This window comes from Cohnella panacarvi Gsoil 349, from assembly GCF_000515335.1.
In the GTDB taxonomy this organism is placed as follows: domain Bacteria; phylum Bacillota; class Bacilli; order Paenibacillales; family Paenibacillaceae; genus Cohnella; species Cohnella panacarvi.
Window position 1 is genome coordinate 681,457 of record NZ_KI911563.1, and the last position, 12,945, is coordinate 694,401.

Consider the following 12,945-nt stretch of genomic DNA (forward strand, 5'->3'; position numbering starts at 1 on the left):
AGCAACGGGGGTTATTCGGTTAGCACTCACTTCGCTTCAATCGCGCCGTCCCTGTAGTAGACGATGCGCGACGGATCGTTGCGCAGCTTCACGTTCGCCATCTTCGCTTCGTGCTCCGTCAGCGACAGCGGCTCCCACTCGCCAAGCCTTCCTCCTTCGTCCGTCGCGGAGACGCCGGCTTCCGCAAGCGCCTCGGACATTTGCGCGGGGTCGGGCGAGTCGTCCCATAACCGAACGCCGTAATAGGCGAGCGAGTAGCCGTTGCGCTGAACGTAAGACAATATCGTTCCGCTTGCGCGATGTTTCATGACGAATGGCATATGCGAATCCCGCCGATCTGACTTCTTATAGGTAAGGGTTATCGTGCTTCGCCTTCAGCATGTTCCAGCGGCGCTCGATCTCGTGCTCGAACTCGCGCAGCGTCTCGGCGTATTCCGGCTTGGACAAGTGCTTCGTCTTGCCCATCAGCTTCAGCCAATCGCCGACGGGAACGCGCTTGCCCTTCTCTTCCGGATTGTACGTAATCGTCGTGACGCCTCTTTCCACTTCGTAAAGCGGGAAGAAGCAGGTGTTGACCGCGTAATCGATGATCGTCGCGCCGTCTTTATCCTCGGACAGCCAGTTGAGCGGGCAAGTGATCAAGATTTTGCCGTACACCATGCCTACGTTCTGCGCGTACCATTGCGCCTTCGCCGCTTTGCGCACGAGGTCCTGCGGGCTCGCTTCGCTGCCGGTAAAGACGTACGGAATGTTCGTTGCCGCCATGATTTGCGCCGTGTCCTTATGGTGGAACACTTTGCCGCCTTGATGCTTGCCTACGTTCGAGGTCGACGTGCGATGGCCCATCGGCGTGGAATAGGACAACTGCGCGCCGGTGTTCATGTAACCTTCGTTGTCGTACTCAAGGATGATCATGCGGTGGTTGCGAAGCGCCGCGCCGATCGCCGGACCCATGCCGATGTCCATGCCGCCGTCGCCGGTAATCATGACGAACGTAAAGTCGTCTTGCAAGCCGAGGTGATCGAGTTCTCCGCGACGCTTGCGCTCGTGGAACATCTCGACGACGCCGGACAACGTGGCCGCGCCGTTCTGGAACAGATTGTGGATGTAGGTCGCTTTGTGCGCGGAGTACGGATACCCCGTCGTGACGACCATCGCGCAGCCGGTATGGAACAAGGCGACGATATCTCCCTCGATGCCCTTAAAGAACAGCTCCAACCCGGAGAAAATCCCGCAGCCCGGGCAAGCGCCATGGCCCGGAGCGATCCGTTTCGCTTTCTTCGTCAAAGCGCGAAGCGGCGGAATGCGGACGTTCACTTTGCCCGTCTCCTCATCCGGCGTAACGGTAATGAGTCCCGTCTTCACGTCCTCGTACTTCATCGGCTCGAGCACGCGTTTCGGCGCCTTGTTCGGATCGCCCGGCGAATGCCCGTGGTAATCGTAAGGCTTCTCGACGTATCCTTTCCCGACTGCTTCGATCGCGAATTCGAATAAGGCGAGACCGTCTTCGGCATAGAAATCTTTGCCGCCGAGGCCGTAAATCCGGCTGATCACCATCGTCGAATGGTTGCCGTATTGCTGCAGCGCCGCCCGGATTTCAAGCGACATGTTGCCGCCGTGGCCGCCGTAAGCATCGGCTCGGTCGCCGACCGTCACCGCTTTGACGTTCTTGAGCGCTTCCGCGATCTGCTTCGCCGGGAACGGACGGATAATGTTCGGAGAGATGCTTCCCGCCTTCACGCCTTTCGCGCGCAATTGGTCCACGACGTCCTTAATGATCTCCGAAGACGAGTTCAGCAGGAATACCGCCACTTCGGCGTCTTCCATCCGGTACAGTTCCAGGATCGGATAGTCGCGTCCCGTAAGCACTGCGTATTCTTGGCGAATGCGGTCGTACACCGCTTCTGCGCGATACATCGCCATGCTTTGCTGGTAGCAGTTATTGATATAGTCCGGCTCGTTCATGTACGGACCGACCGTAATCGGGTTGTTCCGGTCAAGCACGTGTTTGAAGCCTTCCGGCGGTTTCTCGCCGATGAACTTCTGTACGTCTTCCCGCTTCGCGAACGTCATGACGCGGCGCTTCTGATGGCTCGTGAAATAGCCGTCCTGCGCGACGAGCACCGGCAAGCGAACTTCCGGATCCTCCGCCAGCTTCAGCGCGATGATGTTCATGTCGTATACCGATTGCGGATCGCGGCACATGATGATCGGCCAGCCCGTGTTGAGCGCGAAATACAAATCCGAATGGTCGCCGTGAATGTCGAGCGGCCCGGACACCGAGCGGCAGACGAGGTTCATGACCATCGGGAACCGCGTGCCCGATTGCACCGGCATCTGCTCCAGCATGTATAAATAACCGTTGGCGCTCGTGGCGTTGAATACGCGTCCGCCCGCCGTCGAAGCTCCGTAGCAAACCCCGGCGGAGCCGTGTTCGCCGTCGGCCGGAATAAGCACGATGTCGTGCTGGCCGTTCGCCTTCATCAGATCAAGAAATTGCGCGACTTCCGTAGAGGGAGAGATCGGGAAATATCCCATGATGTGATAGTTGATCTGGTGTGCGGCATAAGCTGCCATCTCATTGCCTGATTCGTAGACGATGCGTTGCTCGACGGTTCCGGACGGGCCCGTCTCCTTGCGAATGTCGATCGCCATTGCAGACTCCACCTTCCTATCGTTCTTCTCGTAGTATCGGAATGCTCCATGCTCTTTCTATCGATCTATCGGTCTATCGACCTGGCGCCGGAACTACTGGGCCAACTGAAACTTGTGCGGAACGCGATGCTCGTCGGCGTAGCCTTCCGCTTCCCGCTCGCTGGACAACGCCTCGGTCGGACACGCTTGTACGCACTTCAAACAGCCTTTGCAATATTGATAATCGATTCCTTGCAAAAACATCTGCGGTCGGCCTTTCTTGTCGGGCAACTCCTCCCATACGAAGCAGAAGTCCGGGCAGACGTTGTCGCAGGCGGCGCAATGAATGCATTTGTCATCCGCGAAGTGAGGCATCATGCCCGCGCGCGAGATGCTAAGATCCTTCAGGATGCTGTTGCCCGGGTTCGTAATCATGCCGCCGATCGGCTGCGTCTCGTAACCGAGCACCGGCGTATCCATCCGGACATAGCTGGGCATCGCATCTCCTTCGGACAATGCGAACGACTGAAACTTCATTTCGTCATAACCGCGCTGGAATGTATTCAGGGCCGGCTGAACCGCGCCCGGGTATTTCTTCTCTAGCGACTTGCGGACGACGCCTTTCATGAATTCGGCGTCCAGGAAATCGCACAAGCGGAATAATCCGCCTAGCATCGCCATGTTCACGCGGTTGTTCTCGTCCATCGCGATGCCGGTCGCATCGACGACTGCGATGATTCCCGCCTTCAGCTTGAGCTGCTCCTTGAGCTGCTCCGGCGATTTCTTCGAATTGACGAGCACGATCGTGTCCTCGTACATGCCGGAGATGACGTTGATCGTCTTCGACAGGTTCTCGTGGAAAATTCCGATGACGTGCGGCCTCTCGACCGGAGACGTATCGCGGATTAGCGCGTTCGTGTCGCAGAACCGGATGTGCGCCTTAACGGCCGAGCCTTTCTTCTCCGAGCCGTAAGAGCTGAAGCTGACGCCGTTCAGTCCTATGCCCATAACGCCTGCCTCGGCCAGCATTTTGCCGGCCAAGTTTGCTCCAAGCCCACCGATTGATTCCAGACGAATTTCGAAAAACCCAAGCTCATTTACCTTCGGCAGCATGACCATGGCGCATTGAAATCCCCTTTCGCGTGTAGTGGCACATAAAGAGTCAGACTATTTCGTAGATTGCAAATATTAATATATTCGCGATAATTTGCGCAATTCCTGCCTCTCTGGCCAAATTCGGGCTCATGACGCCCCGATACATCTTAAAATGACAAACTGGACTGCAAACGCTTAAGCTCGTTCCAGCCGATCAGCAGAATCTTCTCCTCGTCGAGGACGGCTCTCACATCCGGATCGCGCCAGAACGCAAGCTCCATGCCGCGTTTGTCCGGTTCGCCGTGAAAGGAGCGAAGCTCCTCCGTCACGTGCGACGGATGGCTGATCCATTCGGTTACGCCGGGCAGCAGCCCGCGAAGCATCTCGATGCCGGCCGCTTTCATCGTATCGTACGTCTCGTCGCTATTGCGATGAAACTCCAACCCGGTTAGATAGTCGGGCAGCACGATTCCGTTATCCTCCGCCTGTCTCACGCGTTGTCTCGCCCGACGCTCCAATTCCTTCGGAATCTTCCTTCCCAAGGCAGGCTGCAATTGTCGCGGCAGACGAAAAGGCAATCCGTACATCGCGCAAACGTCGAAGACGACGGGCAGCAGGTCCTGGCCCGTATGAATTCCATATAAGCTGCCCATATGGTTATCCGCATGGGTAATGGGAAGGCCCATCGCGAGCGCCGCTTCCGTCTGCGCGATCAGCTCCGCCCGCACCTGCTCGGGAGCGGCGGCTTTCTCGAACTCCCCGACCGTCGCCGGAAACCAACCGTTCCTGCCCGATAGCGTGTTGGCCGGCTGCGTGCGGCATAGCGGTCCCCAACGATACCCGTTCCATTCGCTCGTCAACGTCCAATGAACCCCGATATCCCCGGAGGGCGTCCGCAGGGCGTATGAAGCCGCCGCGTCCTCGGACCAAGGACACGTCATCATGATCGTCGTCGAACTGATCGCATTTTCCTCTAATAGAAGCAATATGCCGTCGTTCGTGCTTTTGCAAAGGCCGAAGTCATCCGCATTGACGATCAACAGTCGATCGCCGCTCCCATAGCCCAATTGGGTTGCCGTATTCATTGACGCTCGCCTCCTTCCATTCACTATATGACGGAGTGACGCCGACATTGACGGAAGCCGGTTGGACAGCCCCGTTGCCAATTTATACCTAGACTTAAGTCTAAGGCAGAACCATTCCGCAGACCGCTTTTCCGTAACTTCCCAATCTATATATAATAAAGGACAGAGTGAGATAGAAGGAGCATAAAGAAGATGAAATATTGGGTTCGATTCAGCATGAACAACGGCATAGCGCTGTTACTGATCGTCGCGATCATGATCGGCAGCGGGCTATACGCCATGAGCAGCATGAAAAAGGAGAAATACCCTGCGGTCGACATTCCGTATTTAACCGTGGAAATCGCGTATCCCGGCGCATCGCCTACGCAAGTCATGGATACTTTCGGCAAAGACCTCGAAGCCGAACTGAACCGCCTCGACCGGCTGGAGAACTTGTACGTAACCGCCGGAACGAATTATTTCCTGGCGACGATGAATTTCGAGATGGGCTATGAGATGGACGAAGCGGAGGTTAACGCCCGCTCCGCCGTCGGCAAAGTCAGCCTGCCGGCATCCGCCAAAGTAATCGACTACTATAAAGATCGACTGGACGGCGACGTGTACGCCGTCGGCGTCTGGGGAAGCGAACAATCGGCGGTCCAAGCGTTCGTCAAGGATCAGTTGCTGCCCGCGTACCGGGGCGTCGACGGCATCGACCGCATCGATACGGACGGCGTCGTCGACGACACGGCGATAATCTCGCTTCGCGATGCGGATATGCTCCGGCATGGACTCGACGCGGATCAAGTGAAGCTAGCCGTAACGTCCGCTCAGTTGTCCGTTCCGATCGGCAACTGGGACACCGATCGGGAGCGGTTGCCGATCCGCGTCGGCGGCACTGTCGATTCGCTTGCCGAACTCAAGTCGCTGCTCATTCCGACCGCGCAAGGCGGCATTCCGCTTTCCGCGATTGCCGATATCGAGTATGAACAAGACGAAGACGAACAAGTCCGCATGAACGGGCAACCGGCCGTGTTCATCTCGGTCGTCGGAAGAGGCGGCTACGACAGCGTAAAGCTCGTGGACGAATTGATCGACGCGGAGAATGAGCTTGCTTTGCCTGCGGGCATTAGCAAGAAAATTACAACCGACCGCACCGAAGAAATCGAGCAATCCGTCGATTCCATGCTCCGCGAAGTGCTGCTGGGAGCGTGCATGGCCATGCTCGTCACGCTGCTGTTCCTGCGCAACTTCAGATCCACGCTGATCGCGATTATCTCGATCCCGCTTTCGATGATCGCTTCCATGCTCGTGTTGAAGCAGCTCGATTACTCGCTTAACATCATGACCCTCGCCGGTATAGCCGTCGCGATCGGACGCGTCGTTGACGATTCGATCGTCGTCATCGAGAATATTTTCCGGCGCGTCCGCAAGACGACGCAGCGCGACGACCAGCTCGTCGAGGACGCGACGAACGAAGTGTCGCGGGCGATTACGTCTTCGACGTTGACGACGGTAGCGGTATTCCTGCCGATGGCATTCGTTCCGGGCATCGTAGGCGCGTTTTTCCGTCCGCTCGCTTGGACAATCGTCGTCTCCCTGCTCTTCTCGCTCCTCGTAGCGGTCACGGTCGTCCCTCTGCTGTCGAAGCTTAGCTTATTGAAAGTGAGGCATAAGGAACAGCAAGAGAACGCGCTTCAGCGCGCTTATCGCCGCATGTTAAGCTGGTCGCTGACGCATCGTCTGCTTACGCTGCTGCTGGCGTTCGTTCTGTTGATCGGCAGCATGGCGATTCTCGTCACCGGTCAGCTTGGCTTCAACTTCCTGCCGGCGGAGCCTACCCGCGACTTTTCGATAGACGTAACGATGGAAGAAGGCGTCAATCTGCAAGCGACGAACAAAGTCGTGGCGGATATCGAGGAGCGGATCAGGCAGCATCCCGTTCATGATATGGCGACCGAGGCGCGGAGCCAGAACGCCAACCTTAGCTTTGAGCTTGACGAGAGCGCCGGCGATTCGGAGGCGTTCGAAAGAACGATTCGCGAAGAGCTCAAGCACATCCAAGGAGCCAAGACGATTACGCTCACCGGACAACAAGGCATCGGCAGCAATGAACTAATGATTACCGTCAACGGCCCGGACAGCGAATCCATACGCCTGGGTGCACAGATGATGGTCGAAGCGATCCAGGACGTCGAGGGACTGGAAGATGTTCACCATACCGGCTCGAGCGAAAAGCCGGAGGTCCAATTCGTCGCAGACGACCGCAAGCTGGCTAACGCCGGGTTGAACAACGCGCTGGTCGCCCAAGCGGTCAACCGCGCGATCGGCGGCGAGACGCTCGGCACCGCCCTGCTGGACGGTCGCAGCGCCGACATTAAGTTGCGAACCGGAGCATCGCCCGAACAGCCCGCTCCAATCGAATCGCTGAACGATATCAAGGTGACGAACCTGGCCCAGCAGCCCGTACGTCTCGGCGACGTCGGAAGCTGGGAACGGAAGCTGAACCCTTCCTCGATCATGCGTCTGAACCAAAAAGAATATTTGCAAATTAACGGCACCTTCACGGATTCGAATACCGGAGGCGTTATCGCGACCGTCGAAAGCAAGCTGGACGCGCTGAACCTGCCTGACGGCGTCACATGGGAATCGCTCGGCGCTTCCAAAGAAATGAACGACGGGTTCGTCAATATGGGGCTTGCGCTGGGCATCAGCATCTTCCTCGTCTACCTGGTCATGCTGCTGTCGTTCGGAGAGTGGTTGACGCCGTTCGTCATCTTATTCTCGATTCCGTTCTCTCTGATCGGAGCGCTTGCCGGACTGTGGATCGTCGGGGAGCCCGTGGGCATGCCGGCCATGATCGGTCTGCTCATGCTTAACGGCATCGTCGTAACGAATGCGATCGTATTGCTCGAGCGCGTGCGCAGCAACTTGAAGCAAGGCATGGACCGCGATGCCGCGTTGCTCGAAGCCGGAGCCACCCGTATTCGACCGATTCTAATGACTGCGATCGCGACGATCGGCGCGCTGTTCCCGCTCGCGTTGTCTTCCGAAGTCGGCCTAGTCTCCCGCGCGCTCGCCGTCGTCGTTATCGGCGGTTTGTCGACGTCGACGCTGCTCACGCTCATTATCGTTCCGGTACTCTTCAGCTTAACGCACCGCAAGCGACGCCTTTCAAAGCCCAGATCCGCTGCGGCCAAGTCCGAAACGGCAGCCGAATTGGCGGAATAAGCGACCATGCAAAAGGACCTTCAAGCGATCGGCGCAGCCGCCCGGCTTGAAGGTCCTTCCTTTTATCCCTTGATCTTCTCCAATCGTGCCGTCAACGTCGCCACCCAGCTTTCGGAAAGCGCGTCGATCGCCAGCAGCGAGCGAATGCCTTTCGCGTCGCGTTTATCGCGATGCATGATCCGATTCGCTTCCGCTACCGTAAACCGTGCCGGGTGCCTCTCGATTAGGCGCAGGGTATCGCCGGGACGCACTTCCCCTTCCGTAACGGTACGGAAGTAGAAGCCCGTCGCCCCGCTCTCGGTAACGAGCAACGGCAACGCGTCCAGCCCCCACCTCATGGCAAGCTTCCAGCAAGGTTGCCTTGGCTGGCTGACTTGCACGACGGCGCTGCCAATAGCGAACGTATCTCCGATGCAAACTTCGTCTTCCATCAAGTCCGCCGCGGTAAAATTTTCCCCGAACGATCCGTAAGGGAGCGAGCGTCCGAGCACCTGCTCCCAATGCGGATAATGATTGTGCAAGTAGACGCAGACCGCTTTATCCGGTCCGCCGTGGAAGACGAGATCGGCCTGTTCGTCGCCGGCGAGGCCAAGCTTTCCTAACCGAACCGGCCCGTCGATAGACGTCTTGTAGATGCCCGATCGTTGTTCTTTCCCTTTATACTCTCCGCGCCGCGCGACTCCGACGTTGACGGAGATGACAGGATATTCCGCAGTCTTAATTAATTCGCTCATACGATCTCCTTTGAAAATAGAAACGCTCGCTTGTCGAAACCGACGTGTTCATACGTTCGATGCGCCTGTTCGCGATGAAATCCCGAATCCAATTCGATTCGTCTACAGCCCGCTTGCTTCGCTCTATCCGTCAATCGTTCGATAAGCGCTTTGCCGATACCGCGATCGCGATGTTCCTCATTGGATTGACAACTCTTCCATCCCCGTGTGATCGACGTATAAAGCCAAAGCCATAGCGCCACGATAAGGTCGAACCGCCATCATCCGAACGGAAAGGAGCGATTCGATGACCAGATCCAAGAGGCGCCGCGAAAGCGCTTGGAAAAGCCGCAAGCAGCAAAGCCAAATCCATGGTAAAATAACTTCTCTTCACGACCTGGCGAACGAAACCAACGGCAATATTGAAACCAACGGCAATATTGAAACCAACGGCAATATTGAAACCAACCCTGCGAACGAATAAGCCTGCATTCGATGTCGCACTTGCAGCGCAGCTTCGGTCAAGCGCTGCAAGGCGATATGCCCGCGATTCTTTATCGCTTACGTAATGCTAAGCTTCTCCGCAGCCGTCAGCCTTCTGCCCTTCACCTGCAGCACGATACGGCCGTCTTGCATGCCCCAGATTTCATCCGCGAATTTCTCTGCAAGCTCTAACCGGTGCAGCGCGGCGACGATCGTCGTTCCTTTCTCCGCGCAAAGCTTCTTGAGCGTGCGCATCATCTCTTCCGAGGAGTGCGGATCGAGTCCGGACACCGGCTCGTCGGTCAGCACCAACTGCGCGCCATGGACGAGCGATCTGGCGATCGCGATCCGCTGGCGTTCTCCTCCGCTCATCTTATCCACCTTCTGTTTCGCGAGATCGATCAGTCCTACCGCTTCCAGCATCTCCATGCCGCCCATGTAATCGTCGCTTCTGACGGAACCGATCATCCTGCGCCATAGCGGCGTCTGTCCGGCTACGCCGATCAGAACGTTCTTGAGCGCGCTCTTATTCTCCAGCAACAGAGGCTTCTGCTCGATATAAGCGACGTTCCTGCGAAATTTCATCCGCGCCAGCCATCCTGCTTTCATCAAATCCTTGCCGTCAACTTTGTATTCGCCGGCCGTCCAATGCTCCCGCAGCGCAAGCGCCTTGAGCAGCGCCGATTTGCCGCTGCCGCTCGCGCCTACGACTGCTATAAAAGTAGCTGGTTCCAGACGGGCGCTGATTTGATTCAGAATCGTTTTGCCCTCGGGAATTTTACGTGTTAAGCCTGAAATGACGATCATGAACGCCGTGCTCCTTCTGTCCAATATAAATCTAGTGTATTGCATTACAGAAAAGCTTTCCATACGAACAAATGTTTGCTATAATAAGGATAGGAACATACGTTCCGGCATATCCTAATAAAGGTGGGATGACGGATGGTGAATTGCGAACATCTCCGTTACGTGGAATCTCCGAGAGGAACACGGCCGTCCATAGACTTGACCTTCAAATTTTTCGACGACGGCAAGCTCGTCATCATCGATAACGACACCGGTAACACAATGAACCCCCGCGAGTTAAGCGGGGGCAGTTACGACTTCTATGTTCGCCAGCGTCTTAGCCGCATCAAGCGCAACTTAACGGAGAAGATCGCTAAGTACGCTTAGACATTAACGTCAAGATGGCAGATTCGCGGGGTTATGGTAAATTTTTATTGATTCCGTTCAAGCTGGCCGGATAGCGTGCCATCTTGCTTAACTTGATCGATTGCTCCCGGTCTTTGAACCGCGCGTTGTTCCTTTGATCGTCGATCGTGGTACTTTTATTTTTAGGCATACATTCACCTCCCGCCCTTCGCCTTCGCGAGGGGTTTCTTCATAGCTTTCCTTATTCCCGTCATTTACAAACCCGTGCCGGAGAGAGATAATGAAATTTAATCCACGTTTCATTCTATCGCCGACCTGGCTTTACTTTCGAAGGTTATATTAAACAGGCCGGACATCGCAGCAGCGTAAGGAGATTGAGCCATGAGCCAACGCCTCTTATTCGACCTGGACGACACGCTCGTCTACTGCAACAAATACTTTCATTTTATTCTCGAGCAATTCGCCGACGAGATGACCACCTGGTTTTCATCCGCGGGCATTAGCCGCGACAGCATTATGAAAAAGCATACCGAAATCGATATTGCGGGAGTGCACGTGGTCGGCTTCCAAAGCGAGCACTTTCCGCAATCGTTCGTCGATACGTACAGATACTTCTCGCACTTGACGGGGCGAGCCACTTCCGCGATGGAAGAAGAGAAGCTTTGGAAGCTGGGGAGCAGCGTGTTCGAGCTAGATGTGGAGCCGTATCCGATGATGGAGGAGACGTTGTTCGCGCTCGCCGATCGCGGCCACGAGCTGCATCTATACACTGGCGGGGATCACGCCATTCAACGCAGGAAGATCGACAGCTTGAAGCTCGATCGTTTCTTCGAGGATCGAATTTATGTCCGCATGCACAAAAACACGTCGACATTAGAGCAAATCTTATCCGATGGCGGATTCGATCGCAGTCAGACGTGGATGATCGGCAACTCCGTTCGTACGGACGTCCTGCCGGCTTTGAAATGCGGCATTCATGCCGTCTATTTGAAGCAAGACGGAGAATGGAAGTATAATCTCGTTCCGATCGACGCGACGCCCAAAGGCGCTTTCTTCACGCTGACCGAGTTGCCGCAAGTGCCCCCGACCATTCATAACTACTTGGACGGTAACTAATTACGAGCGCTCCGCCGCGCTCAACTGAGCGAACAGCGTTCGCACGCCTTTCGCCCATTGATCGTCCTCGGCGTACGTCTTGTTGAACCAATCGAAGGCGTCGGCTCCTTCCGGCCGCTTGGCCGCCAGCTTCGCAAGCAGCTTGGCCGCGATGTCCGACGAATCCTGAATGCTCGTATTATAATCTTGCCAGCTATGAAAAACGTTAAACGGATTGTTCGCGATCCGTTTGGCGTTTTTGTTCGTTCTCGGGACAAAGCCTTGCTCTTGGCCCGTAATGGCTAGCATCAGAAGCGGGTGAATGCCATGCTTCTTCGCGCTCGCCACGATCGCGCCGAAATACGGCTCTTCGGCCAGCAGCGCGTCCCTCTTCTCCAGGAAGCTCTTAACCGCGGGCGCGTTAATGTCCGTATATTGAAGAAATTCCGGCAAACCGACGTCGCGGACGACGACCTCGACTTGTTGCGGAACAGGCGCCGCGTTAGGCGTCGAACTCGGTTCCCGTGCGGCTTGCTCCCCGCGACCGAGCACTCCGATCGTGATCGCACCGACGATTGCAAGCGCTGTCAAAGAGGCTCCTGCCGCTGTAATCAATCGTCGCGAGTGCGTCTGCGATGGTTCCGCGTCAACCGTCGATTCAACCGGAACAGCCGCGAGGGCAAGTCCTCTGCTTCTCGACAGCCGCGATTCCAACTGCTCTGCGGTCCACCGCCCGGGCACGCGTTCGTTCACCCAATGAACGACCGAATCCAAGTGCCGATCCGCTTCGAAATGTCCGTTCGCCTCAAGCTCCGTACATATATCGAGAACATCGTCGGCCTTCACGACTCGCTGCTCTTTCACCAGACAGCGAGCGATCAGCTCGTTGATTAGCTGATTATTCAGTTCGGCGGGCAGCTCGGGCAGCCTCTGCCTCAGCGTGCGCTTGATCGCATCCGCCACGATCTCCGCTTGCCGGTTGCCGGGTAAGGGAGCATATTTGGTCCGGACGTATCGCCGAATGACGTTCACGTCGCTCGGCGTTAGCAAATCTGCGTTGCTCAAAGCTCCCCCTCCTCCCCGGCGACATCGCTCTTGATGCCATCAGTGTAACACAGAGGAAAGATTTGGGGTACTGGCGATTAAGCAAGAACGGCACCGCGAATGGCAGCTTGTACGTCCGGGCTGCGAACGAACGCTTCGATCTGTTCCTTCTCGCTATCGGTCAACTGATATTCGCTGTCGCAGCCTTCTTCCATGGCGACGAGCTGAATCGGATGTCCGTTATGGGTACAGACGGCCAGAATCGAGAAATCGATCACGTCGGTCGGCAGCGGCGTCTGCTCGCTCGTCTCGACTTTGAGCTCAACGTCCACCCACTGCGTATCGCGGCGTTCCGCCGTATATTCGAACTTCGCGAATCGAAGTTCGGTCCATCGTTCATCTCCGTATCGAATCATCTATAATCCTCCTTCGAC

General features: G+C 56.4%; 14 protein-coding genes. 4 read left to right on the plus strand and 10 right to left on the minus strand.

Annotation, left to right across the window (positions count from 1 at the left end):
- Nucleotides 1-26: 26 nt before the first annotated feature.
- The 4 genes from COHPA_RS0103150 to COHPA_RS0103165 form a co-directional block, all read right to left on the minus strand.
- Complete coding sequence (locus tag COHPA_RS0103150) at nucleotides 27-320, minus strand: hypothetical protein (RefSeq protein WP_027084746.1); 294 nt, start codon at nucleotides 318-320, stop codon at nucleotides 27-29.
- Nucleotides 321-345: 25 nt separating this feature from the next.
- On the minus strand, nucleotides 346-2,655 hold the full coding sequence (locus COHPA_RS0103155; protein WP_027084747.1) for a thiamine pyrophosphate-dependent enzyme: 2,310 nt from the start codon (nucleotides 2,653-2,655) through the stop codon (nucleotides 346-348).
- Nucleotides 2,656-2,748: 93 nt separating this feature from the next.
- Nucleotides 2,749-3,753, minus strand: coding sequence for a 2-oxoacid:acceptor oxidoreductase family protein (locus tag COHPA_RS0103160; RefSeq protein ID WP_027084748.1), 1,005 nt, complete (start codon nucleotides 3,751-3,753; stop codon nucleotides 2,749-2,751).
- Nucleotides 3,754-3,896: 143 nt separating this feature from the next.
- Nucleotides 3,897-4,814, minus strand: coding sequence for a polysaccharide deacetylase family protein (locus COHPA_RS0103165; protein ID WP_027084749.1), 918 nt, complete (start codon nucleotides 4,812-4,814; stop codon nucleotides 3,897-3,899).
- 192 nt (nucleotides 4,815-5,006) lie between these two features.
- Here COHPA_RS0103165 and COHPA_RS0103170 point away from each other — a divergent pair, with 192 nt between their 5' ends.
- Nucleotides 5,007-8,024 (plus strand): efflux RND transporter permease subunit, encoded by a 3,018-nt coding sequence (locus COHPA_RS0103170; RefSeq protein WP_027084750.1) that lies wholly within the window; start codon nucleotides 5,007-5,009, stop codon nucleotides 8,022-8,024.
- A 62-nt stretch (nucleotides 8,025-8,086) separates the two neighbouring features.
- Here the strand turns inward: COHPA_RS0103170 and COHPA_RS0103175 are convergent, their stop codons facing one another.
- Both COHPA_RS0103175 and COHPA_RS26400 read right to left on the minus strand, forming a co-directional pair.
- Nucleotides 8,087-8,758 carry an MOSC domain-containing protein gene (locus COHPA_RS0103175; protein ID WP_027084751.1) on the minus strand — a complete coding sequence of 224 codons (672 nt, stop codon included), beginning with the start codon at nucleotides 8,756-8,758 and terminating at the stop codon, nucleotides 8,087-8,089.
- A complete protein-coding gene (locus tag COHPA_RS26400; RefSeq protein WP_027084752.1) occupies nucleotides 8,755-9,000 on the minus strand; it encodes a GNAT family N-acetyltransferase in 246 nt (81 codons plus the stop codon). The genes COHPA_RS0103175 and COHPA_RS26400 overlap by 4 nt, the downstream gene beginning before the upstream one ends.
- Nucleotides 9,001-9,044: 44 nt before the next feature.
- Here COHPA_RS26400 and COHPA_RS26305 point away from each other — a divergent pair, with 44 nt between their 5' ends.
- Nucleotides 9,045-9,221, plus strand: a complete 177-nt coding sequence (locus COHPA_RS26305; protein WP_169733242.1) for a DUF6254 family protein — start codon at nucleotides 9,045-9,047, stop codon at nucleotides 9,219-9,221.
- A gap of 77 nt (nucleotides 9,222-9,298) precedes the next feature.
- Here COHPA_RS26305 and COHPA_RS0103190 read toward each other — a convergent pair whose 3' ends face one another.
- Nucleotides 9,299-10,027: a phosphonate ABC transporter ATP-binding protein gene (locus tag COHPA_RS0103190; RefSeq protein WP_027084753.1), complete on the minus strand. Its 729-nt coding sequence runs from the start codon at nucleotides 10,025-10,027 to the stop codon at nucleotides 9,299-9,301.
- Nucleotides 10,028-10,162: 135 nt separating this feature from the next.
- On the opposite strand from COHPA_RS0103190, the gene COHPA_RS0103195 reads away from it, so the two are divergent.
- Complete coding sequence (locus COHPA_RS0103195; protein WP_027084754.1) at nucleotides 10,163-10,393, plus strand: hypothetical protein; 231 nt, start codon at nucleotides 10,163-10,165, stop codon at nucleotides 10,391-10,393.
- Between the two features lie 31 nt (nucleotides 10,394-10,424).
- Here COHPA_RS0103195 and COHPA_RS25415 read toward each other — a convergent pair whose 3' ends face one another.
- Nucleotides 10,425-10,562, minus strand: a complete 138-nt coding sequence (locus tag COHPA_RS25415) for a hypothetical protein (RefSeq protein ID WP_156926588.1) — start codon at nucleotides 10,560-10,562, stop codon at nucleotides 10,425-10,427.
- Nucleotides 10,563-10,753: 191 nt separating this feature from the next.
- Between COHPA_RS25415 and COHPA_RS0103210 the strand changes: the two genes are divergently transcribed.
- Nucleotides 10,754-11,488: an HAD family hydrolase gene (locus COHPA_RS0103210; RefSeq protein ID WP_027084755.1), complete on the plus strand. Its 735-nt coding sequence runs from the start codon at nucleotides 10,754-10,756 to the stop codon at nucleotides 11,486-11,488.
- On the opposite strand, the gene COHPA_RS24155 is transcribed toward COHPA_RS0103210, so the two are convergent.
- Together COHPA_RS24155 and COHPA_RS0103220 are read right to left on the minus strand one after the other, a co-directional pair.
- A complete protein-coding gene (locus COHPA_RS24155; protein WP_027084756.1) occupies nucleotides 11,489-12,532 on the minus strand; it encodes a glucosaminidase domain-containing protein in 1,044 nt (347 codons plus the stop codon). It lies immediately after the preceding gene.
- Nucleotides 12,533-12,609: 77 nt separating this feature from the next.
- Nucleotides 12,610-12,927: a hypothetical protein gene (locus COHPA_RS0103220; RefSeq protein ID WP_027084757.1), complete on the minus strand. Its 318-nt coding sequence runs from the start codon at nucleotides 12,925-12,927 to the stop codon at nucleotides 12,610-12,612.
- Nucleotides 12,928-12,945 lie beyond the last annotated feature (18 nt).

Coding starts and splice junctions, on each gene's coding strand:
- COHPA_RS0103150 (WP_027084746.1), bottom strand. CDS start 320: ATGCCATTCGTCATGAAACATCGCGCAAGCGGAACGATATTGTCTTAC.
- COHPA_RS0103155 (WP_027084747.1), bottom strand. CDS start 2,655: ATGGCGATCGACATTCGCAAGGAGACGGGCCCGTCCGGAACCGTCGAG.
- COHPA_RS0103160 (WP_027084748.1), bottom strand. CDS start 3,753: ATGGTCATGCTGCCGAAGGTAAATGAGCTTGGGTTTTTCGAAATTCGT.
- COHPA_RS0103165 (WP_027084749.1), bottom strand. CDS start 4,814: ATGAATACGGCAACCCAATTGGGCTATGGGAGCGGCGATCGACTGTTG.
- COHPA_RS0103170 (WP_027084750.1), top strand. CDS start 5,007: ATGAAATATTGGGTTCGATTCAGCATGAACAACGGCATAGCGCTGTTA.
- COHPA_RS0103175 (WP_027084751.1), bottom strand. CDS start 8,758: ATGAGCGAATTAATTAAGACTGCGGAATATCCTGTCATCTCCGTCAAC.
- COHPA_RS26305 (WP_169733242.1), top strand. CDS start 9,045: ATGACCAGATCCAAGAGGCGCCGCGAAAGCGCTTGGAAAAGCCGCAAG.
- COHPA_RS0103190 (WP_027084753.1), bottom strand. CDS start 10,027: ATGATCGTCATTTCAGGCTTAACACGTAAAATTCCCGAGGGCAAAACG.
- COHPA_RS0103195 (WP_027084754.1), top strand. CDS start 10,163: ATGGTGAATTGCGAACATCTCCGTTACGTGGAATCTCCGAGAGGAACA.
- COHPA_RS25415 (WP_156926588.1), bottom strand. CDS start 10,562: ATGCCTAAAAATAAAAGTACCACGATCGACGATCAAAGGAACAACGCG.
- COHPA_RS0103210 (WP_027084755.1), top strand. CDS start 10,754: ATGAGCCAACGCCTCTTATTCGACCTGGACGACACGCTCGTCTACTGC.
- COHPA_RS0103220 (WP_027084757.1), bottom strand. CDS start 12,927: ATGATTCGATACGGAGATGAACGATGGACCGAACTTCGATTCGCGAAG.